The organism is Serratia sp. T13T92 (genome assembly GCF_047530105.1).
Taxonomy (GTDB): domain Bacteria; phylum Pseudomonadota; class Gammaproteobacteria; order Enterobacterales; family Enterobacteriaceae; genus Chania; species Chania fonticola.
The window spans coordinates 37,233-62,067 of the sequence record NZ_JBLJAK010000012.1 but is presented as its reverse complement, the minus strand read 5'-3'; the positions used below and the strand labels follow the sequence as shown (position 1 = coordinate 62,067).

The following is a 24,835-nucleotide window of genomic DNA, read 5'->3' as shown; positions in this document are numbered from 1 at the left end:
CCGTGTTCCTGTCTCGGGACCGGGTTGAGTTAATTATTTTGTAGCTCGTAATTAATCCCCCTCTTTAACTTCGAACATCGTCAACGGTAATGCAACAAGCTTGCGCTTTGGCTTGAAGTTAAATTGCTATTGATCACACTTTTTTATGTTTGCCCCGGGTTCCGCTCTAACTGCGCTTTACATCGCGCCTGATTACCCTCAGAAATTACCCTGTTTTTCGGCTGTTAGTGGACAAGTACAAAACTTCATCAGCTATCATAACTGTGCTAACGTCCTGAGGTTTGCCGTCGATTTTATGCTCACCGGTGATATCGATGGGCTTTCTTACCGCACGCAAGGGGGCTTAAAAAGTGCCTGAGATCACAGTTTCAGCTACGCCCCAATCCTCCTCCCCAGCTAACCCCCAGGCGGGATGATGCCATTGCGGGTTCTCCCCGGCACGATAGTGAAAAAATTGGCCCATTTACTACCCAATGGAACTCAAGTTGCCGCTTGAAAGACGACGGGTACACCGGATAGAGAGTTTTACCTATGTCACAGCCTATGCTCAAAAAGGACGTTTTTCTGGCTGCACTGACTCGTCAGTGGCAGCGTTTTGGCCTCAGCTCCGCACAGCAGATGACTCAGCATCAATGGTGGGAGGCCGTGAGTGCCGCTCTCGCCGAACAGCTGGCCGCGCAGCCTGCGCCGCGTAAAAGCAGCAAGTCGTTGCGCCATGTAAACTACATCTCGATGGAATTCCTGATTGGCCGCCTGACGGCCAACAACCTGATCAACCTTGGCTGGTATGACACCGTTGAGGCGGCGTTGGCAGAGCAGGACGTCAAACTGGCCGATCTGTTGGAGCAGGAAACCGATCCGGCGTTGGGTAACGGTGGTCTGGGGCGTTTAGCCGCTTGCTTCCTGGACTCGATGGCTACGGTGGAGCAACCGGCTACCGGCTATGGGCTGAACTATCAATATGGGCTGTTCCGTCAGTCGTTCAAAGAGGGCCATCAGCAAGAGGCACCGGATAACTGGCAGCGCGAGAGCTACCCGTGGTTCCGCCATAATGCTGCGTTGGCGGTGGATGTCGGGATTGGTGGCAAGATCGAGAAACTGGCCGATGGCCGCGAGCTGTGGCACCCGGAGTTTACCCTGCGTGGGGAAGCTTGGGATCTGCCGGTGCTGGGCTTCCGTAACGGGGTCACCCAGCCGCTGCGCCTGTGGCAGGCAACGCATAGTCATCCATTCGACCTGGGGGATTTCAACGACGGCAAATTCCTGCAGGCGGAAAAGCAGGGCGTAGAAGCTGCCAAGCTGACCAAGGTGCTCTATCCGAATGACAACCATCAGGCAGGCAAACGCCTGCGCCTGATGCAGCAGTATTTCCAGTGTGCCTGCTCAGTGGCCGATATTCTGCGTAAGCACCATCTGGCCGGGCGCAAGATTGAAGAGTTGCCGAAGTACGAAGTGATCCAACTCAACGATACCCACCCAACCATCGCCATTCCAGAGCTACTGCGTATTCTGCTCGATGAGCACCAACTGGATTGGGATGCGGCCTGGGCGATCACCAGCAAGACCTTTGCCTATACCAACCACACCCTGATGCCGGAAGCCCTGGAGTGCTGGGATGAGAAACTGGTCCGCAGCCTGCTGCCGCGCCACTTCTCCATCATCAAGCAGATCAATGCCAACTTTAAGCGGTTGGTAGATCAACACTGGCCGGGCGATGAGGCGGTGTGGGCCAAGCTGGCAGTACACCACAACAAGCAGGTACGCATGGCCAACCTGTGCGTGGTCAGCGGCTTTGCGGTGAACGGTGTGGCCCAGCTGCACTCGGATCTGGTAGTAAAAGATCTGTTCCCGGAATATCACCAGCTGTGGCCGAACAAATTCCACAACGTTACCAACGGCATTACGCCGCGCCGCTGGCTCAAGCAGTGTAACCCGGCATTGTCGGGCCTGATCGATACCACCCTGAAAGTGGAGTGGGCCAACGATCTTGATGCGCTGAAGGGGCTGGAAAAATACGCTGAAGATGCCGCATTCCGCGAGAAGTATCAGCAGATCAAGCGTGATAACAAGGTGATCCTGGCCAACTACGTGCACAGCGTAATGGGGCTGACGCTCAATCCAGACGCAATCTTCGACGTGCAGATCAAACGTCTGCACGAGTACAAGCGCCAGCACCTGAACCTGCTGCACATTCTTTCTCTGTATCGCCAACTGCGGGATAACCCGAACCTGGACATCGTGCCACGCGTATTCCTGTTTGGTGCCAAAGCCGCACCGGGCTACTACCTGGCGAAGAACATCATCTATGCGATCAACCAGGCCGCAGAGAAGATCAATAACGATCCGATCGTCAAAGATCGTCTGAAAGTGGCCTTCATCCCTGATTACCGCGTTTCCGTCGCTGAATTGATGATCCCGGCGGCGGACATTTCCGAGCAGATCTCCACCGCCGGTAAAGAAGCGTCGGGCACCGGGAATATGAAGCTGGCGCTGAACGGCGCACTGACCGTTGGCACGCTGGACGGAGCCAACGTCGAGATCGCCGAGCAGGTCGGCGAGGACAACATCTTTATTTTCGGCAACACCGTGGAGCAGGTTAAAGCGCTGTTGGCCAAGGGTTATGATCCGCTGAGCTATCGCAAGAAAGACAAGCACCTGAAGGCAATCCTGGACGAACTGGCCAGCGGCGCATTCAGTCACGGTGACAAGCACGCATTCGATATGATGCTGCACAGCCTGTTGGAAGGTGGCGATCCGTATCTGGTGCTGGCGGACTTTGCTTCCTACTGCGAAGCTCAACGGCAGGTAGACAAACTGTATCGTGACCGCGACGAATGGACGCGCCGCACTATCCTTAACACCGCGCGCGTAGGCATGTTCAGCTCTGATCGTTCGATCCGTGACTATCAGCAACGCATTTGGCAAGCCAAGCGTTAAGGAGTGCGAATGAGTAAAGGTATCGATCAGGTAGCAGCCCAGGCTGGGATTGCTGCCGATTACATCAATGCCCACGGCCAACGGCAGGCAATTTCGCCAGAAACCAAACGCAAGTTGTTGGCGGCGATGAACCCCGCGTCGTTGCAGCCGTCAACGGCTCCCTTGCCGCTGGTTAAAGTCTTTTATCATGGCAACCCGGTGGCGCTGCCGCTGGGGGGAGAAGGCGAGTTTCAGTGGGTATTGTTGCGCGAGGATGGTAGCCAGCAAGAAGGCCGTGCCAGTGCGCACAAAACCTTGACCCTGCCGGGCAAGTTACCGCTGGGTTATCACCAGCTCACTTTGTCACAGGGGGAGCAGCAATGGGCCTGCCGGCTGATTGTTGCCCCCAAGCGTTGCTACGAGCCGGATGCCTTGTTGACCGGCAAGAAGCTGTGGGGAGCCTGCGTACAGCTCTACACGCTGCGTTCCGAGCGTAACTGGGGGATTGGCGACTTTGGCGATCTGCGGGCGATGGTCGGTGAGGTGGGGGAACGCGGCGGCGCCTTTATCGGGCTCAACCCGATCCACGCGCTGTATCCGGCCAGCCCGGAAAGCGCCAGCCCTTATAGCCCGTCTTCGCGCCGCTGGTTGAACGTGGTGTATATCGACGTCAACGTGGTGGAGGATTTCCAGCTCAGCCAGGCCGCGCAAAAATGGTGGCAGAAGGCCGCGACGCAGAAGCTGTTGGCCAAAGCGCGTAGTAGTGAGCTGGTGGACTACAGCACGGTAACGCAGTTGAAGCTGGCGGCGTTGAAGCTGGCTTTCCCGCATTTCCAGGCCCGCAAGCCGCAGGATGCGCTGAAGCAGGAATTTGAACGCTTCGTCGGCGAAGGGGGCAGCAGCCTGTATCAGCAGGCAACGTTCGACGCGTTACATGCTCATCTCAGTGCTAAAGACAGCACTATGTGGGGATGGCCAGCCTGGCCGGAGGAGTATCAGCAGGGCAATAGCCCGGCAGTGGAAACCTTCTGTAAGCAGCATGAGGATGAGGTTACCTTCTACCTGTGGCTGCAATGGTTGGCGGCCAGCCAGTTTGCCGAGTGCTTCGGCCAAAGCCAGCAGTGCCAGATGCCGATTGGCCTGTACCGCGATCTGGCGGTCGGGGTGGCAGAGGGCGGGGCGGAAACCTGGTGTGAACGCGAGCTGTATTGCATGCAAGCCTCGGTGGGTGCTCCGCCGGATATTCTCGGGCCGCTGGGGCAAAACTGGGGCCTGCCGCCGATGGATCCGCATGTGATGGTGGCACGTGGGTATCAACCGTTCATCGATTTGCTGCGGGCCAATATGACCAGCTGTGGCGCCTTGCGTATCGATCACGTGATGGCGATGCTGCGTTTATGGTGGATCCCTTATGGTGAAACGGCCGATCACGGCGCCTATGTGAAATACCCGGTTGACGATCTGTTGGCGCTGTTGGCCTTGGAAAGTCAGCGTCATCGTTGCATGGTGATTGGGGAAGATTTAGGGACCGTGCCGGTGGAGATCGTCGGCAAACTGCGTGATAGCGGCGTCTATTCCTACAAGGTACTGTATTTCGAGCACGATGCGGAGAAGCAGTTCCGTGCGCCGCAGTCTTATCCGGTGCAGGCAATGGCGACCATTACCACCCACGATCTGCCTACGCTGCGTGGCTATTGGCAAAGCGGCGATCTGACGCTCGGCAAGCAACTGGGGTTATACCCGGATGCGGAAGTGCTCAAAGAGCTGTTTGCCGATCGTGAACGGGCCAAGCAGGGGTTACTGGATGGGTTGCATCGCTATGGCTGCGTGCCGCAAAAGGTCGGCAAGAAAGCCTCGTTGTTGAACATGAGCCCGCTGCTGAACCGGGGTTTGCAACGCTATGTGGCAGACAGCGCCAGCGCGTTACTGGGCCTACAACCGGAAGACTGGCTGGATATGGCGGAACCGGTCAATATTCCCGGCACTAGCGATCAGTACCCGAACTGGCGGCGCAAGCTGAGCCAGACCTTGGAAGCGATGTTTGACGATGCTGAGGTCAACCGTTTATTGAAGGATTTGGATAAGCGACGCAGAAAGGTTTCGGTAGGCTAAATGCATCGGGGCGGTTTACCGACCCCGATGGAGATAGGCAGGGCGCAAAACGGAATTGCGCCCTGATAGTTATCAGTAGTAGGAGTGTTCGCCGCGCTGGTGCTCGGTGAGATCGCGCACGCCTTTCAGTTCCGGGAACTTTTGCAGCAGCTCTTTCTCGATCCCTTCCTTCAGCGTGACGTCGACCATTGAACAACCGTTGCAACCGCCGCCGAACTGCAGGATGGCCAGCGCGTCGTCGGTGATTTCCATCAGCGTCACACGGCCACCATGGTCAGCCAGCTGCGGGTTGATCTGCGATTGCAGCACGTATTCTACGCGCTCCATCAGTGGCGCATTGTCGTCCACTTTGCGCATTTTGGCGTTCGGCGCTTTCAGCGTCAGCTGTGAGCCGAGCTGATCGGTGACGAAGTCGATTTCAGCGTCGTCCAGATAAGGCGCGCTCAGCTCATCGACGTAAGCGGACAGCTTTTCGAACTTGAGTTCGGTATCTGTCGCTTCCACCGCGTCTGGCGGGCAATAAGAGACACCGCATTCGGCCGTCGGCGTACCCGGATTGATCACGAATACGCGGATTTGGGTGCCTTCTTCTTGGCTTGCCAACAGCTTGGCAAAGTGTTCCTGTGCAGCATCTGTTATACGGATCATAGCATTAGCTCAATAGTTGACTTCTATAGTAGGTTATAATACGCCCATTGCCGTGGTACTACAACGTGCGGCAAACGCACCAAATCTGCAACGATGCGACGCCTTGCTTCTGTAATAGTGTAGCGATTTCTGCCATGGTGCTGCCAGTGGTAACCACATCATCCAGCAATGCCACATGCTTCCCTGCCAGGTTCTCATCACAACGGAAAGCACCACGCAGATTACGCCGCCGTAGGCGCGCTATCAATTGCTGTTGTGGCGCGGTTGCCCTGATGCGGCGTAATGCCGCAGGGCGATATTCGCAGCCCAACCAGCGGGCCAGTGGCAGGGCCAACAGCTCGCTTTGGTTATAGCCACGCCGCCAGCAGCGTTTATCCTGCAAGGGTACCGCTAAAATCACCTCCGGTCTGTTCAGATGTTGCTCTCGGTGCGCTTGCAGCCAATGCAGCAGGATCAAACGAGCCAGAGTGGGAGCCAGTGCGGGTGTCTGCTGGAATTTGAAATTTTTCACCAGGGTGCTGATGGGCGGGCGATAATCCGAAACAAATACCAAGGCTTGCCAAGGGGGCGCCTTTTGCAGACATCGTCCGCAAGGCTGATGGGGATCGCCACTGGGCAAACCGCAAACTGGGCAGCAACAAGGTTTGGCGGGCAACTTACGCAGGCAGTAGCTGCAGATGCCCTGCTGCATCAGCCGTAATGGTTGCCGGCATAGCCAACAGCGGCTGTGGATTGGTAGCATAGTCACCTCCCCTTTTTAATACTCTATGAATTTCGAGTCGTGCAAAACGCTACCGCTTGGAAGGCGACGAGTAAGGACAATAACTGATGACAGAGCTGTATTGGCAAACCTTAGGTGAAGGCGATCGCGATCTTGTGCTGCTGCACGGATGGGGACTGAATGCCGAGGTCTGGGGTTGCACGATGGAGCGATTGGCTCCGCATTTTCGCCTACACCTGGTGGACTTGCCTGGCTATGGCCGCAGCCAGGGCTATGGTGCCGTCTCGTTAACGGAGATGGCGGAGATACTGCTGGCCGCCGCACCCAAGCATGCGTATTGGCTGGGGTGGTCCCTTGGTGGGCTGGTCGCCGGGCAGATTGCCCTTATGCAGCCTGAGCGGGTAACCGGGCTGATCACCGTGGCTTCTTCGCCCTGCTTTACGGCACACGATCCGTGGCCGGGGATCCGCCCTGAGGTGCTCAGTGGCTTCCAGCAGCAGCTCAGCCATGATTTCCAGCGCACCGTGGAACGCTTTCTGGCACTGCAAACGCTGGGCACGGAAAGCGCTCGTCAGGATGCACGCCAGTTGAAAGCCGTAGTGCTCAATCAGCCGATGCCGGGCGTTGAGGTGCTTAACGGCGGCCTAGAGATGCTACGCACAGTAGATCAACGCCAATCCATGGCGACACTGACGATGCCGGTACTGCGTATTTATGGTTACCTCGACGGGCTGGTGCCGCGCAAAGTGGCTAGCCTGCTGGACGAATTGTGGCCGAACTCCACCTCGGAGGTGATCGCCAAAGCGGCCCATGCGCCGTTTATCTCTCACCCCGAAGCATTCGCTAACATTATTAATCAATTTGTTGCAACCGAGTAATGGCGCGGTCTTGCGGCGATATCTCATTGATTACAGATTATAAAAGCACAAAACGGCGGTAAATTTTTAACCAATAAGTGGATAAAAACTAAACCTGTTCGATACTTGAAGGGGTAAATGCGTGGCTACAAGGTGAATGTGGGCTTATCAATCTTCACCTTGGCGATTTGTTTCTGGGCAGAGGGAGCTTCGTCAGGGAAAGCAACGAAGCTGTTAGACGTCGCAGTAGCCAAGCTCGATGACGCATTTGTTGTTAGTCGCTTTCATAAAAATCCAATTTATCCATTGAGAGGTATTGTCATGAAATCATTGAAGATGATCGTTGCGGCGTTGATTGTAGGTTCAGTGTCTTTCGGTTCGATGGCTGCAACCTTGCTAACTAAGGACGAGCTGGATAAGAACCCAGGCAAGTATGAGAAAATTGGCACCGTGTCTTCAACTGCACAGGCCACCGATCCGATGGACTTGAAAGATGAATTGTCCAAACTGGCCGATGAGAAAGGGGGCCAATATTATGTCGTGCTGGCTGCCCGTGAGCATGGCAAGTTCAGCGCCGTAGCTGACGTGTATAAAGACAAGCAATAATCTTCAAGTGCGGGGGCGCAGGCAAACTATTGCGCCCCTGTATTCACTCCTTCAAACGATAAATCACCGTTTGACAAGCCAGCCCTTCCGGACAACTTTTGCAGCTGCCACTCAGGCATTCACTGCTATCGAGCTCAATACGTTCAACTTTCCCCATCGCGGCCAAACGTTGCAGCATTGCCTCTACCAATGGCAAGGGTGTTGCCAACTGTTGACTCAGCTGTTGTGCCTGAGCGCTGCCCCGTAGGGCAAGCGCATCACGGATTTGCAGCAGGCTGGCCATTAGTGGCAGTCACCCGAACTTTGACAACAGGACGCCGAGGCGGCGCTACGCAAGCGGATCGTTACGCGGCTCCGTGCCTTGCGCAAGCCCAATAGCACCAGCGCATTGAACAGCAGCACGATCAGGATCGCCGTCGCGCTGTATTGCGGATGTTGGCTGAAGGTCGCGAACTGATAGAACAGCGTTGCCAGCGAATAGGCCACGTTCAGTCCCCACAGGATGGAGAAGGTCATCCAACCCCGGCTGGATTCACGTGCAATGGCTCCCATCACTGAGACGCAGGGAACGTACAGCAACACGAAAATCAGATAGCTGTAGGCAGAGATTGAAGTGCCAAATTTGCTACTCATGACACCCATTGAGCCCACGCCCATCTCACCATCGCCCTTGCTGGCTTCGATAGGGTTGGAGAGTACGCTCAGGCTGAAGGTGTTCTTCAGGCCCTGCCAGGTCTCATTGACGGCGGCACCGAGTTCATCAAGCAGATTGAAGTTGGCGGCATCGAAGTGCTCATTGGTGATGTTCTCTGCGGTGTACAGCGTGTTGAGCGTTCCAACTACCACTTCTTTGGCCATCGCCCCTGTCACCAGCCCGACGGTCGCCTGCCAGTTATCACTGTGTACGCCCATGGGTTGCAACAGCGGAGTCAGCACCTTGGAGACTGAGGCCAGCGCTGAATCATTGATGCTGTCTACCGGCTGGCCGCTGAACGAGAAGCTGTTCAAGCCGCCAATAAAGATGCTGGCAATAACGATCACTTTCCCGGCGCGTAACACGAAGCCCTTCAGGCGTTGCCAAGTTTGCAGCAGCAGGCTTTTCAGATGCGGCACGTGATAAACCGGCAGCTCCATCACAAACGGCGATGCTTCGCCGCGCATGATGGTGTATTTCAGCACCAGACCGGTGAGGATCGCCACCACGATGCCAAGCATATACAGTGAGAACACCACCCCCGCGCCATCCTTGCCGAAGAAGGCCGCGGCGAATACGGCAAAAATTGCCAAACGTGCACCGCAAGACATAAAAGGGGCCATCATGATGGTGATCAGGCGTTCGCGTGGGGCATCTAAGGTGCGTGCGCCCATAATGGATGGCACGTTACAGCCAAAGCCGACGATCAGCGGCACAAAGGATTTACCCGGCAACCCGAGCGCCTGCATCAGGCGGTCCATGACAAATGCCGCACGAGCCATATAGCCGGAGTCTTCCAGGAATGACAGGAACAGATACATCATGCCGATCTGGGGAACCAGCGGCAGCACGGTATTGATACCGCCGCCCACGCCCTGCGCCAGGAAGACGGTCAGCCACTGCGGGAAATGCAGGGTATAACCGACCCACTGGATGCCCTGAATAAAGATGGCCGCCGAACCGAGATCGAAGATTGGTTGCAGTGCGCCGCCGATGTTGATCGCCAATACGAACATGATGTACATCACCAGCAGGAAGATTGGCACCCCCAGCCAGCGGTTGAGGATCACCCGATCCAGTACCTCCGTCAGGCGGTTTGGCAACGCCAGCTTGGCGTTGCTGACCGCATCGCAGATAGTGGCGATCGACTGGTAGCGGGCATCGGCAATCACCAGCGCGGGATCTTCCTGCTGCTGCTGTTGCAGCGCTAACCTGGAATGTGCCAGCAGCTCGGTGGCTTTCCCGGCCAACTGATGGCTGTAGATGTCGCCCTCCAGCATTTGCAGGGCCAGCCAGCGCCGCTGTTCGGTGGGCAATTGTTGAGGCATGGCCTCGGTCAGCGTAGTGATTTCGTCTAGCAGCAGCGGCGGATAGGCCACCAGCGCTTTTAACTGATTGAAGCGATGATTATCGATGGTCTGTTTCAGCAGGCCAATGCCGTCGGCCTTGGTAGAAACCATGGATACCACCGGACAGCCAAGGCGCTCGGCCAGGGCGGCGACATCGATCTCAATATTCTGGCTCTTGGCAATATCCTGCATGTTCAAGGCCACGATGCACGGAATACCCAGCTCCAGCAGTTGCAGCGTCAGGTAGAGGTTGCGTTCCAGGTTGGAGGCATCGACCACGTTGATCAGCATATCCGCATCGCCGCTCAGGATGTAATGACAGGCGATCTGCTCATCCAGCGAGGTTTGTTCGGAGATGGTGGTGAGTGAGTAGGTGCCAGGTAAATCCACCAGCGTGACCTGTGACTGCGGCGTCGTGAACTGGCCTTCTTTACGCTCAACCGTCACCCCAGCCCAGTTACCGACCCGCTGGCGCGACCCGGTGAGCTGGTTGAACAGCGTCGTCTTGCCCGAGTTCGGGTTACCGATTAAGCCAATAGTGATTTTTTTCATAAACCAACGTGATATCAGTAAATTAAGTATCGGCCGCGTTTGCACACGGCAACTGCCTGAGGCGGGGACAGCGCGTTACGGTTGGCTATCTAGCAGGATCAGGTCTAAATCTTTTTTCCGCAGTACCAGGCTAACGCGGCGAGTCTTTATTTCTATCGGGTCGCCAAGCGGTGCCACGCGGACTACGTCAAACTGCGAGCCGGGCAGCATGCCAAGCGACAGCAATTTCTGGCGGTAGGCCGGGCTGATCTCGCTGGAGAAGCCGGTGATTTTATAGGTATGTTTAGGAAGCAGCTGCATATTGCCTTCTCAATGAGTTGGGAATTCCCACGGGAATGCCACCTTCAGAACATTTGCTGCCCAGACTACCTGCGAAAAGGTGTATGGGGCCAGGAGAGCCGAGCCAAAAACAGAGCCATGAATACACAGAATCATAGTGATAACAATTATCGTATTCAATACGGAATGTATGGGCAATTGTAAATGCTGTCATATCTGCAATGGACGCCTTGCCAGCCCTAGTTTTAGCACTAAGCCAAACGTACTGCAAATGAGTGCAAAAGGTTAATTAAGTTGCAAATTTGTGCATTTCCTTGCGGTAATGAAACAGTTGTAGCTCTATTGGCGTGGCTGAAAGTTTTGTGGCGCAGATCTGGCAACATCGCCTGCTGTAAATGAGAGGGGTAAGTATTTGTGTTTACGGCACAATCGACGGCCTGAAAGGGCGGTGTTAATAAGGGTGTTAACAACGGGGCATTTTTACCGGTATGGGGGCTGGAAGCGATGACGCGAAACAGGGTGACAAAAAAATCGCCATTTTATTGCGGCAGGTCAAAATTGTCGTGCGCCGCTACCAGTGGCGCTAGAAGGGCAACTGGCAAAAATGCTTTCATATCCACCATCACTCACCAATAAACTTCACCGGCACAGTTGCCGTCAACCAGACTCCGTTATCAGCCTGATAAAATTTAAAGCCATTTTGGTACATTGCCAAAGCATCGATGGTTAACACAACAGGCTTGCCATGCCGTTGGCCAACGGCGGTCGCTGTAGTGATATCGGCGGATAGATGCACATATTGACGGGAGCCTGCGAGCAATCCGTCTTGATGAATTGAATCGATAAAACGTGTTGCCGTGCCATGGTAAAGGTACTGTGGCGGGGTCTGTTCCTCGTAGTTGATATCAACCTGTTTTGCGGAGTGCCCCTGTACCGCGCGGATATAACCACCATCATCAGAAATAGAGAAGCGCTTCTTGTCGCTGTTCTCTACAACCGATCTTATTAGTGGCAGGTCAAGTATCCTATCCTTTTTAGCTGCACAGGTGATAAGCGAGTCGATGTTTGCCCATCCTTCACTATCCAGCGTTAAACCGATAGATTCTGGTTGGTGGCGTAATACATAGCTTAAAAACTTACTTACGTCTTGATTTTGACTATTCATTTTACATTCCCTGTTGTTGGTATCCGCATATTACTGGGTATTCTATGGCTGGTGTCAATGAAGGGAGCAATTTTGGTAAAGCCACGTTAGGCGGGATGTCATCCCCGAGCTAGCGCATTGATTGGCTAAAGTAGAACATGACTTTCAAGCAAATAAATTCCATGGCGATGAGCTACCTAATACCATCATGCTAATATCAAACGATATAAAAAACCCATCATGGACTACGTTGTCGCGCTTAATACGATTTTACTAACAGCATCAGGCGCGACAAGCATCCTTCTCTACGAGGTCAGGACGATGTTACAGCAGCATGACGCTACCCCGGCAATCGGCATCGATTTAGGCACCACCAATAGCCTGATCAGTGTCTGGCAAGACGGGGAGTCGCGCTTGATCCCCAACGCGCTCAATGAATTTCTTACCCCCTCTGTCGTCAGCATTGATGAAGATGGGGCAATATTGGTTGGCCGCTCTGCGTTATCTCGCCTGACGACCCACCCACAAAAGACGGCAGCGCTGTTTAAACGTTACATGGGTAGCAAGAAGAAATTCAAACTGGATCAACAGACGTTTGACGCCCCAGAGCTATCGGCCATCGTGCTGAAATCACTGAAATCTGACGCAGAGAGTTTTCTTGGCCAGCCGATCCGCGACGTGGTGATTTCGGTACCTGCCTATTTTAGCGATGAGCAACGCAAGCAGACCCGCTTTGCCGCCGAACTGGCCGGTTTAAATGCGGTACGGCTGATTAATGAACCGACTGCGGCTTCAATGGCCTATGGCCTGCACACTCAAGGGGTTGGCCGTACTTTGGTGTTTGACCTGGGCGGGGGCACTTTTGACGTCACGGTATTGGAATATGATCTGCCGCTGATTGAGGTGCACGCTTCGGCGGGTGATAACTATCTTGGCGGTGAAGATTTTACCCAGGCAATCATTAAAGCCTGCCTCAACGAATGGCAACTGAACGCCTCGCAGATCGCGCCCCATGATATGGCACGGTTGTATGATTGCGTCGAGCAGTGGAAATGCCAACTTAATCAGCAACAGGGCTCGCATCAACTGCATTGGCAATGGCAGGACCGGCAATGGGAAATAGAGCTGGATGAACGTAAAGCAGGGGAGATCTGGCTGCCGCTGCTTAATCGCCTGCGCGCACCGATTGAACAGGTGTTGCACGATGCTCGTTTGCAACCGCAGCAGATGGATCACCTGGTATTGGTCGGCGGAGCCACTAAGCTGAACACCATCCAAAAACTGGTGGTGAAGCTATTTGGTCAGTTGCCGCATCAGCACCTCGATCCCAGAACCATCGTAGCGCTAGGTGCCGCAGTACATGCCGCCTGCCGCCTGCGCGATCAGAATATCGACGAAGTGATCCTGACGGATGTCTGCCCCTATACGCTGGGCATCGCTACCTCGAATGCGGATCGACATGGGATTTTCTCACCAATTCTGGAACGTAATACCGTGGTCCCGACTTCACGGGTTGAAAGTTTCACCACGACGCATGTGGAGCAAAAGGCGATCCGGATAGCGATCTATCAGGGTGAAAGCCCACATGTTGACAACAATATCCTGGTGGATGAGTTTACCGTGCCGGTAAAGCCTAACGGCCATATTCAATCACTGGACGTTCGTTTCAGTTACGATATCAATGGGCTGTTAGAGGTTGATGTCCATCTGCCAGACAGTGGTGATTCCTTCTCAAAAGTGATCGACCACAGCCCCATTGGCCTGAGCCCGGAACAGCGAAAACAAAGTCAGCAGCGTTTGCAGGAGCTAAAAGTGCATCCACGCGATACGCTGTCTAACCGTACCTTGCAGGCTCGGCTGGAAAAAGCCTGGGCGCAGTCACTGGGGGATGAGCGTATGCAGATCGGTTTGTGGTTGCAGGAGTTTGAAGCGGTGTTGGTTAGCCAGCAGGAGCAAAAAATCCAGCCCATACGCCTGCGGCTGGAACGTTTTCTGGACGAGATGAGTTTCTGAACGTCAACTGCCCCCATAAAACGTTGGGGGCAGTTCCTCACGCCACAATCCTCAGCGTTTTTCTCCTGGCGGCGGGCCATATTGGTTCGCGTGCTTCACGCCGGGGATCAGCAGATACAGCAGGATCAGATAAGGCATGCATATCAGCAACACAGCCTCAAAGACCGGGTATTTACGGTTTAAATCATGACTGCGCCGCAGCAGTGCGCTGAACGTATTGAGCAGCAGTAACCCGATAATGACCCAGGCCGAAAGCACGTTGATGAGCAGTAGGTAAACCGCAACCATCACCAGCGGTACTAGCGTCAGCTGAGCCAGCAGGCCCAGGCGGTTGATGCGTCGGTCAAATTGCCAGAACTGCCAGAAGCGAGTGTCTGGTCTTTGTTCTTTCGCACGCTGTTTTTCAATGACGCGCTGCTCCGATAGCTGCACTAATAACCCGGCATTCAATCGCAGAATGGGGGAGAGGCGGTTATCTGCCAGGCAGGCCATCAGCTGCTGACGTTCATCTTGATCCAACTTATCCCAATCGTAGTCATACAGGCGATAGCCAACCTGAGCTATTTTGGTCAGCAATGAGTCCCGGGCAAACAGCGTTGAGTTCCCCAGGGCTTTGGGCTTTTTACCGTTAAGCAATGCCTGCCGTAGCTCCGCTTCCCCCTGATTGCCGCAGTCTAACCGTTCAAGCGCCTCCCGGCTTCTGTCCTGTATTGACTGGTCGCCATGGCGCAGTAAAAATGCGTGAAGCAAGGCTTGCTCGGCTATCGGAGCCTGTTCTATCTCATCAGGCCAACTGGCAACACGATGATAGAAATGATCGACATTAGTGCAGTTGCACAGCTCTGACTGGCTCTGTACGCGGAGCAAAAACGGGTTAATAGATACGGGTAATTCCAACCAGCAAAGGTAGTGCAGACGGTTATCCAACCGCAGTTGTTGCTCAAGCTGCCAGACCAGGTCATCCTTTGCCGGGTCGAGTTGCCGGATTAATGGATACAGTTCGTAGACGGGATGTTGTTCACTGAGCGTTAAGCGGTTTATCTGACGGACAGTATCGATATGCCCGGCCGCCCCATTGAGTAATAGCACCAGTAAACAGGTTTGCCGGTATTGATCCCAGGGTGCGGTAGCGTCGCTAAACGGTGGGATCTCAATCTGGTCCACGGCAGCTAAATAATTCAACCAGTCATTGATGGTGCCAAGCTGTGCACTAAACGCCGGTTCCTGATACAAGCGGTTCAATCGTGCTGGTGACAGGTAACGCCATTGCCGCAGCCAGAAGACGGCTTGATGCCAGCTAGCGGAGTCAGTATCGGTGTATCTCTCTGGCAGATGGTGGTCAATTGGGCCATCCAGCCACTGAATGAAGTTGGCAATGACGCTCGAATCATTCAACCATGCCAGCCGCTGTGCCGCCTGAGATTGCAGCCCTTGCAGGATCAGGGCCTCTAGGGGAGCGGCCGGTGTGGGTTGGTCAATAATTTGCTGCAACAGGCCTTCATTACCCAAGGTTAGCATGCAGGCGTGGCGGTAGAGTAATCGCAGTGGGTCGGAACCATCATCAAGCATTAGCTGGTCATACATCACACCGACATGACCGTTACCGGATTTCCAATAGATATAAGCCTGGGCAATCGGCACTTCTGCCCAGTTTAACTGAGCGGCCTCTCCCCAACGTACCAAGGTCTGTACCGTTTGGGTCGGGGTCAGGAAATCTTGCATCTCATCATCTGCCGCTATCCCTGCCGCCGCAGGGTAAACCGGCCGATCAAAAGCCTGGATCAACAGCGGTAGATAAGCTGGATGTTGTTCACGGCACCAATCCAATAACCCTTGCTCGGCCTGCGCATGTTGCTCTAACCGATATAGCTGTAGCCAATAATCAAACGCCCGCTGATTATCCTGCAGCAAAGCACAATGCCGGGCAGCCAGGTACAACCAATCGCTATTCTCTGCGTCCAGCTCCAGCTGTGCCAAACAGTGATCCCGCAACGTTTCGCTGGGAACTTCTGCCAGGCTGTACCATTGCGCCAGCTGTTTCATCAACCGTGGGCAATCAGGCCAGTAAATCACTGATGGATTACTCAGCAGTAAACGCAGCATCCACTCTGGCTCATTCCAGTACAGATGATACGCATGGCGGAAGAAGGCAACGGTTTCTACTTGGGCAGGCAGGCTGATTGACGACAGTGTGGAAAGATCGAAGATATCGGCGCGGGCGATATAGTCTAAATAATCATCCATCCGGGCAGCGTCGTCCTGCTCCAGTTCATTCAGGCGATGCCGCCAGTTCAAACGGTCTGCTAATAGTCTGACGCAGTCGGTAGAGATGCATGGTGAGTGGTAAACACGATCGAGCAAGTACCAGCGTAGCCGGTCAATGAGTGCAATATCGTACTGATCCAACTGAGCGATATAGCGATGCCAGCTTTGTGGCTGATAACGTGTTTCGGGGGTATTCAACAGAGCATCAAATTGGGCCAGCATGCTCTCGAATAATGGTTCTGTAGCGGATGGCGGCGGCTCGGGGGCCTGCTCGAGTTGAGCTGTTCCCACATCATGAGGACCATCATCTTCAGTACTCTGTGCAGAACGCAGCATAAACGGGGTCTCGGCCAGTTTTCGCGCGTGCTCAAAAGCCTGACGTAATAGCTGAAAACCGCTCGGGTCATTTTCAGGATGATGGTCGGGGAGCTTACTGCGATAGGCGGCGCGAATGGCTTGTTGATCTTCCGTTGGCTCAATGCCTAATATTTGCCAGCAACGTTGATTCATGACCAATCAACCTCTTCCAGAGACGCCGGTTTCTCCATTTCATGGCAGTCAATGTGCCAGGCCAGATTTTTTAAGGGGCTATCTGCGTGGCAATAGAGGTGCTGTTGCATCTGAATATAGTTTTCCGTTCCACTGTAATGGCAAAAAGCATATTGCTGTTGTTCAGGGGTCTCCTGATTTAATGATTGCCAATAGGCTCGGCCAACGAAAAACGCGGCGTAATAGCTTTCCCAATTCGCGTAATAGTGGCGGGCACGCAGTGCTAGCCGAGTATGGAACCACAGATTTTCCTCAGCGGTAAACCAGCCATGGAGCTGAGCAACGCGACAAAGAAAACTCAGCCGCCCCAGGTCCCAGGAACGGATGCCTCCATCACCACAAATAACCGCCGTATCAGCGACTATTTGCATCAACACCTGTTCTTCAACTGACTGTTGTTCCACATGCTCCTGCCATTGCGTTGGACTGAGACGATGCCAGAGAGAATAGTAATGTGCCAGCTCTCTCGCATGCCCTGCATCCACCATGCGTAATATCATATTGATCACACCAGAGCGCGAGGTGATCCCCCAGCTTTCTTTTAAATCGAAAGTGGTGTCGAAGGGGTAATATTTTAGCGAGTCAAAGGTGCAGCCGGTATGAGCATTTATCGCGACCATGGGGGCTGAAAGAGCCATTAGCCATTGCTGATATTGTTGTTCCATCAATCAAGTTCCAATAAATCCCTGTTTTATACCGGCATCAGCGGCCTGCCGATTAAGTCAGGTAGGGGGCCCGAACGGAGAGACGATCTATAAGCCAGCGATGTCTCTTGAACAGGAGGTTTGTCCAAGAGACAGCCGAAGGAGGGGATAAGGGTTTATCCCCTCAGCTCATTATTTCTTGCCAAATGCAGCGGCCAGCGCGTCACCCATGGCACTGTTACCTGCCGGGGTGCTGTTGCGTGGTTTAGGCTTATTAGCTGCAGGGCGTGAGTTTTTATCGCGAGCTGGAGCGTTATTATTGCCCCCGCCACGGCGTGGTGAACCTTCACCCGGCTGCTCATCCAGGCGCATGCTCAGTGCGATACGCTTACGCTGCAGATCGACCTCCATCACCTTCACCTTGACGATATCGCCGGCTTTCACCACGGTATGTGGATCTTCAACGAACTTGTCCGCCAATGACGAGATGTGCACCAGGCCATCCTGATGAACGCCGATATCAACAAAGGCACCAAAGTTGGTGACGTTGGTGACCGAACCTTCCAGGATCATGCCCACCTGCAGGTCGTTGAGGGTTTCCACCCCTTCGGCGAAGGTAGCCGTTTTGAATTCCGGGCGTGGGTCGCGGCCCGGTTTTTCCAGCTCTTTCAGGATGTCGGTGACCGTTGGTACGCCGAATTTATCATCGGTAAAGTCGCTGGCTTTCAGGCTGCGTACCGCGCTCGGGTTGCCCATCAAATCTTGCAGAGCCTGGCGGGTTGCGGCCAGAATGCGTTCCACCACCGGGTAGGTTTCCGGGTGAACGGTTGACGCATCCAGCGGGTTATCGCCGTGGTTGATGCGCAGGAAGCCCGCGCACTGCTCGAAGGCTTTTGGCCCCAAACGGCTCACTTTCAGCAGCTGTTCACGGTTGCTGAAGCGGCCATTCTCATCACGCCAGGTGACGATATTCTGCGCCATCATGCGCGTCAGACCAGCTACGCGGGTCAGCAACGGCACGGAGGCGGTGTTCAGATCAACGCCAACGGCGTTCACACAGTCTTCCACCACCGAGTCCAGCTTCTTGGCTAACTGGCTTTGGCTGACGTCGTGTTGGTATTGGCCCACACCGATAGATTTCGGATCGATCTTAACCAGCTCGGCCAACGGATCTTGCAGACGGCGGGCGATGGAAACCGCACCGCGCAGCGAAACGTCCAGGTTCGGGAACTCCAACGCGGCCAGCTCGGAAGCGGAATACACCGAAGCTCCGGCCTCGCTGACGATCACTTTCTGGGCTTTAACGTCCGGGAACTGCTGTTGCAGCTCGGCAAAGAAACGCTCGGTCTCGCGTGATGCGGTGCCGTTACCGATGGCAACCAGCTCAACCTTGTGTTTGATGCACAGTGCGGCAACGACCGCAGCGGCTTTGGCTGCCTGCCCGGTGTGCGGATAAACGGTATCGGTGGCAACCAGCTTGCCGGTGGCATCCACCACCGCCACTTTAACGCCAGTGCGCAGGCCAGGATCCAGGCCCATGGTAGCGCGCATACCGGCCGGGGCTGCCATCAGCAGATCGTGCATGTTGCGGGCGAAAACGTTGATCGCTTCGTCTTCCGCGCGCTCACGAAGGGTGCTCATCAGCTCGGTTTCCAGATGCAGCAACACCTTGATGCGCCACGTCCAGTTAACCACGGATTTACGCCAGGCATCTGCCGGCGCGTTGTTCAGGCGCAGGTTGAGATGGTTGGTGATAATCAGCTCGCCCTGGCTTTCACGCGGGGTTTCTTCAAACTGCGGATCGGCGTTCAGCGCCAGCTGCAGCACGCCTTCATTGCGGCCACGGAACATTGCCAGCGCACGGTGCGAAGGCACTTGCGCAATTGGTTCGTGGTGATCGAAGTAGTCGCGGAATTTCGCGCCTTCCTCTTCTTTGCCCTCGACAACCTTGGATACCAGATGGGCGTTTTTCCACAGGTAGTCACGCACCTTTGCCAGCAGGGTCGCGTCTTCGGCAAAGCGTTCCATCAGGATGTAGCGTGCGCCGTCCAGCGCCGCTTTGACGTCTGCCACGCCTTTCTCGGCATCGACAAATCCTTCGGCCAGCTGTTCTGGCTGCTGTTGCGGATCTTGCCACAGGGAGTCTGCCAGCGGCTCCAGACCGGCTTCAATAGCGATCTGCCCACGGGTGCGGCGTTTCGGTTTGTAGGGCAGGTAAAGGTCTTCGAGTTCGGTTTTGCTTTGCGTGGCGTTGATTGCCCCCGCCAACTGTTCGGTCAGTTTACCCTGATCTTCAATGGACTTGAGGATGGTTTGGCGGCGATCTTCCAGTTCACGCAGATAGCCCAGACGAGTCTCCAACTGACGCAGTTGGGTATCATCCAGGCCCCCGGTGACTTCCTTACGATAGCGTGCGATAAACGGCACGGTATTACCTTCATCCAGCAGACGGATGGCGGAGTCAACTTGCTCCGGGCGGGCCTGCAGTTCGGTTGCAATAATGCGGCTCAGTGGATCAGTCATAAGTCAGGTATCTGTTAGCAGCGATAATCGATAGGGGGATAGTTATACGTTTTGCAGGGGGAAAATGCCAGTCCAGAGGGCCGAGGTTTTGACGGGCGCAGTATGCAGCGCCCCTACGGTCTCAACTATTCTTCGTCTTTGATATATTCGATCTCGTTGACCGTCCAGTAGGCAATACCTGCCGGGGTCTCAACCGTAGCCGTATCCCCCACCTCTTTTTTCAGCAAGGCGCGAGCCATTGGTGAGTCGATGGAGATGTAATCTTTACGGCCAAAGATTTCGTCGTAACCCACGATGCGAAAGCGTTTGGTATCACCATCGTCATTCTCGATCTCTACCCAGGCACCAAAGAACACCTTGCCCGCCTGTTGTGGCGAATAATCGACAATTTTCAGCTGCTCAAGGCACTTGGTGAGATAACGCACCCGGCGATCGATCTCACGCAGCCGCTTTTTATTGTATTGGTAATCGGCATTTTCACTACGGTCGCCCAGGCTGGCGGCCCAGGTGACTTTCTTGGTCACTTCCGGGCGGTCTTCACGCCACAGGAAATCCAGTTCTTTTTTGAGCTTGTTGTAACCCTCACGGGTGATCAGCAATGTTTTCATTGTCATCCATCATCGAATCACAGGAGCAGTGGGTATTCTCGCATAAAGCGGCCACCATATCCGTTGGCGTTTTTTTTATAAACCTGAGGTACACTGCCAATTCGCCATTCTTGCGGTTTTCTGCCAAGAGTGTACATCATACGCAGCGGGAAGTTTTTTACCGATCTGCGGCTCCGGTTTAAGTGAAAATTGTTGATATTTGGGCAAAAGAATAAGCTTTGTAACAATTTCGTCTAGAATATATACCATTAAACGCTGTCAGTAATGATGGAGTTTTTGAACAATACGAGGCTGTTGCCAAATAGCCGCCAGCGGTGCCAATGCATAAGTGCGGGCCACAGTCTAGAATCAGGCAATACAGCCTTTGGGAGTCAGACAATGCAAGAGAATCACAAGATTCTGGTCGTCGATGATGACATGCGCCTGCGTGCGCTTTTAGAGCGTTACTTAACCGAACAGGGCTTCCAGGTTCGCAGCGTTGCCAACGCTGAGCAAATGGATCGTTTGCTGACGCGTGAGTCTTTCCATCTGATGGTATTAGACCTGATGTTGCCGGGTGAAGACGGGCTGTCCATTTGCCGTCGCCTGCGCAGTCAAAGCAACCCGATGCCGATCATTATGGTGACCGCCAAGGGTGAAGAAGTGGACCGTATCGTCGGGCTGGAAATCGGTGCCGATGACTATATCCCTAAGCCGTTCAACCCGCGTGAACTGCTGGCTCGTATCCGTGCCGTGCTGCGCCGCCAGGCCAACGAACTGCCGGGTGCGCCTTCTCAGGAAGAGGCGGTGATCGCCTTTGGTAAATTCAAACTGAACCTCGGCACGCGCGAGATGTTCCGTGAAGATGAACCTATGCCATTAACCAGCGGTGAGTTCGCCGTGCTGAAAGCCTTGGTCAGCCACCCACGTGAACCGTTGTCGCGCGATAAGCTGATGAACCTGGCCCGTGGCCGCGAATACAGTGCGATGGAGCGTTCCATCGACGTGCAGATCTCGCGCCTGCGCCGCATGGTTGAGGAAGATCCGGCACATCCACGCTATATCCAGACCGTTTGGGGTCTTGGCTACGTCTTCGTCCCGGACGGCAGTAAGGCATGAGGCGATTACGCTTTTCACCGCGTAGCTCGTTTGCCCGAACTTTGCTGTTGATCGTCACCTTGCTGTTTGTCAGCCTGGTGACGACCTATCTGGTGGTGCTTAACTTCGCCATCCTGCCCAGTCTGCAGCAGTTCAATAAGGTATTGGCGTACGAAGTTCGTATGCTGATGACCGATCGGCTGCAACTGGAGGACGGTACATTGCTGGAGGTGCCGCCAGCGTTCCGCCGCGAGATCTACCGCGAGCTGGGCATTTCGCTTTATACCAACGCGGCTGCGGAAGAGAGCGGCCTGCGCTGGGCGCAACACTACCAATTCCTTAGCCAGCAGATGGCGCAGCAACTGGGTGGCCCGACCGATGTCCGCGTCGAGGTGAATAAAAACTCCCCGGTGGTCTGGCTGAAAACCTGGTTGCAGCCGGATATCTGGGTGCGCGTCCCGCTGACCGAAATCCATCAAGGCGATTTCTCGCCGCTGTTCCGCTACACCCTGGCGATTATGTTGCTGGCGATAGGTGGCGCCTGGCTGTTTATCCGCATTCAGAACCGCCCTCTGGTGGAGCTTGAGCATGCTGCCTTACAGGTAGGCAAAGGCATTATTCCGCCGCCGCTACGTGAGTATGGTGCCTCTGAGGTGCGCTCGGTAACCCGGGCCTTCAACCAAATGGCCTCTGGGGTGAAGTTACTGGCCGACGATCGCACGCTGCTGATGGCGGGGGTCAGTCATGACTTGCGCACGCCGTTGACGCGTATCCGTCTGGCGACGGAAATGATGAGCGAGCAAGACGGTTATCTGGCGGAGTCGATCAATAAAGATATCGAAGAATGTAATGCCATCATCGAACAGTTTATTGATTACCTGCGTACCGGCCAGGAGATGCAAACCGAAATTTGCGATTTAAATTCCATTCTGGGCGAAGTGGTGGCGACAGAAAGTGGCTACGAACGGGTGATTGAAACCGATATTCTGCCGGGTGAGCTGATGGTGAATGTGCATCCGCTCTCGATCAAACGTGCGGTGGTGAACATGGTGGTGAATGCGGCGCGCTATGGCAACGGCTGGATCAAGGTCAGCAGCGGGCGAGAACTGCAGCGCGGCTGGTTCCAGGTGGAGGATGATGGCCCTGGTATCAAGCCGGAAGAGCTGAAGCATCTGTTCCAACCCTTTGTGCGCGGCGACAGTGCGCGTAGCACCAGCGGCACCGGGTTAGGGTTGGCGATCGTGCAGCGCATCATTGACGCTCATGCTGGCGTGCTGGATATCGGCACCAGCGAGCGCGGTGGGCTGCGTATCCGAGCCTATCTCCCAATACCGATCGAGAAGAAAGAAACTTCCAGCGGGAATCCGCCAGCCAAAGAGAACGCCTGATATCCTGACTTAAGGCCGCAGCATTGTGGCCTGGTCAATATATTAACGGGCGCAGCATGCAGCGCCCCTACAAATTGACCACAAGTGCAAGTCCGCCACGAATTCAAATCAACCTCAAGTGCAAATCAGCCACAAATAGAAAAGGCGCGGAATTCCGCGCCTTGGCTTAGGGGGTAATCAACGCTATTACAGTTTCGGACCCGAGCTGACCAGTGCAGCGCCTGCCGGGGTATCGGTGTATTTGTCGAAGTTGGTGATAAAGCGGTTCGCCAGATCGTGCGCCTTCTCTTCCCACTCCTCTATGCTGGCATAGGTGGCTCGTGGGTCGAGGATGGCCGGATCAACGCCTGGCAGGGCAGTTGGCATCGACAGATCGAAGATTGGCAGCGTGATGGTTTCAGCCTTATCGATTTCACCGTTGAGGATGGCGTCGATAATGCCGCGGGTGTCTTTGATCGAAATACGCTTACCGGTGCCGTTCCAGCCGGTATTGACCAGGTAAGCCTGGGCTCCGGCTGCCTGCATGCGCTTGACCAGCACTTCTGCATACTGGGTTGGGTGCAGTGACAGGAATGCCGCGCCAAAGCAGGCAGAGAAGGTTGGCGTTGGCTCGGTAACGCCGCGCTCGGTACCGGCCAGCTTGGCGGTGAAACCGGACAGGAAGTGGTACTGGGTCTGGTTGGCCGTCAGGCGTGATACCGGCGGTAGTACGCCGAAGGCGTCCGCAGTCAGGAAGATCACCTTGGTAGCGTGGCCCGCTTTGGATACCGGCTTGACGATGTTGTGGATGTGGTAGATCGGATAGGAAACGCGGGTGTTCTCGGTTTTCGAGCCGTCGTTGAAGTCCACGGTACCGTCGGCCAGGACGGTGACGTTTTCCAGCAGCGCATCACGCTTGATGGCGTGATAGATATCTGGCTCGGCTTCTTCCGACAGCTTGATGGTCTTGGCGTAGCAGCCGCCTTCGAAGTTGAAGACGCCATCGTCATCCCAGCCGTGTTCGTCATCGCCAATCAGTTGGCGTTTCGGATCGGTGGACAGCGTGGTTTTACCGGTGCCGGACAGGCCGAAGAACACTGCCACGTCGCCTTTCTCGCCCACGTTGGCCGAGCAGTGCATGGAGGCAATGCCTTTAAGCGGCAGCAGGTAGTTCATGATGGAGAACATACCCTTTTTCATTTCGCCGCCGTACCAGGTACCGCCGATCAGTTGCATACGCTCGGTCAGGTTGAATGCCACGAAGTTTTCCGAGTTCATTCCCTGCTGCTGCCAGTTCGGGTTGGTGCACTTGGCGCCGTTCATCACCACGAAATCAGGCTCAAAGCCTTGCAGTTCTTCATCGCTCGGGCGGATAAACATGTTTTTGACGAAATGCGCTTGCCAGGCCACTTCTGTGATAAAGCGGACTTTCAGGCGGGAATCTGCGTTAGCACCGCAGAAGGTATCGACCACGAACAGGCGCTTGCCGGAAAGCTGCTCAGTGACCAGTTTTTTCAAATCTGCCCAGACTTCAGGGCTAAGAGGTTTGTTATCGTTCTTGCCTTTACCTTGATCGGCCCACCAGACGGTGTCCCGGGTGATATCGTCACGAACGATGTACTTATCTTTTGGCGAACGGCCGGTGAAGATGCCGGTATCGACGGCAACGGCACCCAGATTGGTTACTACACCACGCTCAAACCCTTGCAGTGAAGGGTCCGTTTCTTCCTTAAACAGTAATTCATAACTCGGATTGTGAACGATTTCACCAACGTTATGAATTCCATAAGCGGCAAGATCCTGGTGGGTTATACCATTAACACGCATGTCACTACTCCTTGATCACAGAATTTCTGGCGACAATTGTAGGGATCCATGGAGATGTAACCGCGATAGGTATCAAATATTTAA

18 protein-coding genes are annotated in these 24,835 nt (G+C 54.6%); 7 read left to right on the top strand and 11 right to left on the bottom strand.

Going from position 1 to position 24,835, the window contains the following annotated elements:
* Positions 1–531 precede the first annotated feature (531 nt).
* On the top strand, positions 532–2,937 hold the full coding sequence (malP, locus tag ACMV5I_RS13610) for a maltodextrin phosphorylase (protein WP_202671878.1): 2,406 nt from the start codon (positions 532–534) through the stop codon (positions 2,935–2,937).
* A 9-nt stretch (positions 2,938–2,946) separates the two neighbouring features.
* Positions 2,947–5,028, top strand: a complete 2,082-nt coding sequence (gene malQ / locus ACMV5I_RS13605; protein WP_202728345.1) for a 4-alpha-glucanotransferase — start codon at positions 2,947–2,949, stop codon at positions 5,026–5,028.
* 72 nt (positions 5,029–5,100) lie between these two features.
* On the opposite strand, the gene nfuA is transcribed toward malQ, so the two are convergent.
* Both nfuA and gntX read right to left on the bottom strand, forming a co-directional pair.
* Positions 5,101–5,676 carry a Fe-S biogenesis protein NfuA gene (nfuA, locus tag ACMV5I_RS13600; RefSeq protein WP_414824582.1) on the bottom strand — a complete coding sequence of 192 codons (576 nt, stop codon included), beginning with the start codon at positions 5,674–5,676 and terminating at the stop codon, positions 5,101–5,103.
* Positions 5,677–5,734: 58 nt separating this feature from the next.
* On the bottom strand, positions 5,735–6,418 hold the full coding sequence (gene gntX, locus ACMV5I_RS13595; RefSeq protein WP_414824581.1) for a DNA utilization protein GntX: 684 nt from the start codon (positions 6,416–6,418) through the stop codon (positions 5,735–5,737).
* Positions 6,419–6,504: 86 nt separating this feature from the next.
* Between gntX and bioH the strand changes: the two genes are divergently transcribed.
* Positions 6,505–7,275, top strand: a complete 771-nt coding sequence (gene bioH, locus ACMV5I_RS13590; protein ID WP_414824580.1) for a pimeloyl-ACP methyl ester esterase BioH — start codon at positions 6,505–6,507, stop codon at positions 7,273–7,275.
* 300 nt (positions 7,276–7,575) lie between these two features.
* A complete protein-coding gene (locus ACMV5I_RS13585) occupies positions 7,576–7,860 on the top strand; it encodes a YdgH/BhsA/McbA-like domain containing protein (protein WP_021181721.1) in 285 nt (94 codons plus the stop codon).
* A gap of 43 nt (positions 7,861–7,903) precedes the next feature.
* On the opposite strand, the gene ACMV5I_RS13580 is transcribed toward ACMV5I_RS13585, so the two are convergent.
* From ACMV5I_RS13580 to ACMV5I_RS13565, 4 genes are all read right to left on the bottom strand, one after another.
* Entirely contained in the window at positions 7,904–8,143 is a 240-nt protein-coding gene (locus tag ACMV5I_RS13580; protein WP_024482759.1) for a FeoC-like transcriptional regulator, read from the bottom strand.
* A complete protein-coding gene (gene feoB, locus ACMV5I_RS13575) occupies positions 8,143–10,455 on the bottom strand; it encodes a Fe(2+) transporter permease subunit FeoB (RefSeq protein ID WP_121608413.1) in 2,313 nt (770 codons plus the stop codon). Before feoB ends, ACMV5I_RS13580 begins: the two co-directional genes overlap by 1 nt.
* 75 nt (positions 10,456–10,530) lie before the next feature.
* Positions 10,531–10,755: a ferrous iron transporter A gene (gene feoA, locus ACMV5I_RS13570; RefSeq protein ID WP_024482757.1), complete on the bottom strand. Its 225-nt coding sequence runs from the start codon at positions 10,753–10,755 to the stop codon at positions 10,531–10,533.
* A gap of 601 nt (positions 10,756–11,356) precedes the next feature.
* The gene (locus tag ACMV5I_RS13565; RefSeq protein WP_414824579.1) at positions 11,357–11,899 is read right to left on the bottom strand and encodes an RNA 2'-phosphotransferase; all 543 of its coding nucleotides are present in this window, start codon (positions 11,897–11,899) and stop codon (positions 11,357–11,359) included.
* Positions 11,900–12,199: 300 nt separating this feature from the next.
* Between ACMV5I_RS13565 and ACMV5I_RS13560 the strand changes: the two genes are divergently transcribed.
* Positions 12,200–13,891, top strand: a complete 1,692-nt coding sequence (locus ACMV5I_RS13560; RefSeq protein WP_414824577.1) for an Hsp70 family protein — start codon at positions 12,200–12,202, stop codon at positions 13,889–13,891.
* A 51-nt stretch (positions 13,892–13,942) separates the two neighbouring features.
* On the opposite strand, the gene ACMV5I_RS13555 is transcribed toward ACMV5I_RS13560, so the two are convergent.
* From ACMV5I_RS13555 to greB, 4 genes are all read right to left on the bottom strand, one after another.
* Positions 13,943–16,666, bottom strand: coding sequence for a DUF805 domain-containing protein (locus ACMV5I_RS13555; RefSeq protein WP_414824576.1), 2,724 nt, complete (start codon positions 16,664–16,666; stop codon positions 13,943–13,945).
* Positions 16,663–17,370, bottom strand: a complete 708-nt coding sequence (locus ACMV5I_RS13550; RefSeq protein WP_121608416.1) for a DUF1266 domain-containing protein — start codon at positions 17,368–17,370, stop codon at positions 16,663–16,665. Before ACMV5I_RS13550 ends, ACMV5I_RS13555 begins: the two co-directional genes overlap by 4 nt.
* A gap of 171 nt (positions 17,371–17,541) precedes the next feature.
* Positions 17,542–19,872, bottom strand: coding sequence for a Tex family protein (locus tag ACMV5I_RS13545; protein ID WP_202810005.1), 2,331 nt, complete (start codon positions 19,870–19,872; stop codon positions 17,542–17,544).
* 125 nt (positions 19,873–19,997) lie between these two features.
* On the bottom strand, positions 19,998–20,480 hold the full coding sequence (gene greB / locus ACMV5I_RS13540) for a transcription elongation factor GreB (protein ID WP_021181715.1): 483 nt from the start codon (positions 20,478–20,480) through the stop codon (positions 19,998–20,000).
* Between the two features lie 378 nt (positions 20,481–20,858).
* Here greB and ompR point away from each other — a divergent pair, with 378 nt between their 5' ends.
* Together ompR and envZ are read left to right on the top strand one after the other, a co-directional pair.
* The gene (ompR, locus tag ACMV5I_RS13535; protein WP_004709363.1) at positions 20,859–21,578 is read left to right on the top strand and encodes a two-component system response regulator OmpR; all 720 of its coding nucleotides are present in this window, start codon (positions 20,859–20,861) and stop codon (positions 21,576–21,578) included.
* Complete coding sequence (envZ, locus tag ACMV5I_RS13530; protein WP_024482751.1) at positions 21,575–22,945, top strand: two-component system sensor histidine kinase EnvZ; 1,371 nt, start codon at positions 21,575–21,577, stop codon at positions 22,943–22,945. Before ompR ends, envZ begins: the two co-directional genes overlap by 4 nt.
* A gap of 186 nt (positions 22,946–23,131) precedes the next feature.
* Here envZ and pckA read toward each other — a convergent pair whose 3' ends face one another.
* Complete coding sequence (pckA, locus tag ACMV5I_RS13525; protein WP_261288934.1) at positions 23,132–24,751, bottom strand: phosphoenolpyruvate carboxykinase (ATP); 1,620 nt, start codon at positions 24,749–24,751, stop codon at positions 23,132–23,134.
* Positions 24,752–24,835 lie beyond the last annotated feature (84 nt).

Coding starts and splice junctions, on each gene's coding strand:
- malP (WP_202671878.1), top strand. CDS start 532: ATGTCACAGCCTATGCTCAAAAAGGACGTTTTTCTGGCTGCACTGACT.
- malQ (WP_202728345.1), top strand. CDS start 2,947: ATGAGTAAAGGTATCGATCAGGTAGCAGCCCAGGCTGGGATTGCTGCC.
- nfuA (WP_414824582.1), bottom strand. CDS start 5,676: ATGATCCGTATAACAGATGCTGCACAGGAACACTTTGCCAAGCTGTTG.
- gntX (WP_414824581.1), bottom strand. CDS start 6,418: ATGCTACCAATCCACAGCCGCTGTTGGCTATGCCGGCAACCATTACGG.
- bioH (WP_414824580.1), top strand. CDS start 6,505: ATGACAGAGCTGTATTGGCAAACCTTAGGTGAAGGCGATCGCGATCTT.
- ACMV5I_RS13585 (WP_021181721.1), top strand. CDS start 7,576: ATGAAATCATTGAAGATGATCGTTGCGGCGTTGATTGTAGGTTCAGTG.
- ACMV5I_RS13580 (WP_024482759.1), bottom strand. CDS start 8,143: ATGGCCAGCCTGCTGCAAATCCGTGATGCGCTTGCCCTACGGGGCAGC.
- feoB (WP_121608413.1), bottom strand. CDS start 10,455: ATGAAAAAAATCACTATTGGCTTAATCGGTAACCCGAACTCGGGCAAG.
- feoA (WP_024482757.1), bottom strand. CDS start 10,755: ATGCAGCTGCTTCCTAAACATACCTATAAAATCACCGGCTTCTCCAGC.
- ACMV5I_RS13565 (WP_414824579.1), bottom strand. CDS start 11,899: ATGAATAGTCAAAATCAAGACGTAAGTAAGTTTTTAAGCTATGTATTA.
- ACMV5I_RS13560 (WP_414824577.1), top strand. CDS start 12,200: ATGTTACAGCAGCATGACGCTACCCCGGCAATCGGCATCGATTTAGGC.
- ACMV5I_RS13555 (WP_414824576.1), bottom strand. CDS start 16,666: ATGAATCAACGTTGCTGGCAAATATTAGGCATTGAGCCAACGGAAGAT.
- ACMV5I_RS13550 (WP_121608416.1), bottom strand. CDS start 17,370: ATGGAACAACAATATCAGCAATGGCTAATGGCTCTTTCAGCCCCCATG.
- ACMV5I_RS13545 (WP_202810005.1), bottom strand. CDS start 19,872: ATGACTGATCCACTGAGCCGCATTATTGCAACCGAACTGCAGGCCCGC.
- greB (WP_021181715.1), bottom strand. CDS start 20,480: ATGAAAACATTGCTGATCACCCGTGAGGGTTACAACAAGCTCAAAAAA.
- ompR (WP_004709363.1), top strand. CDS start 20,859: ATGCAAGAGAATCACAAGATTCTGGTCGTCGATGATGACATGCGCCTG.
- envZ (WP_024482751.1), top strand. CDS start 21,575: ATGAGGCGATTACGCTTTTCACCGCGTAGCTCGTTTGCCCGAACTTTG.
- pckA (WP_261288934.1), bottom strand. CDS start 24,751: ATGCGTGTTAATGGTATAACCCACCAGGATCTTGCCGCTTATGGAATT.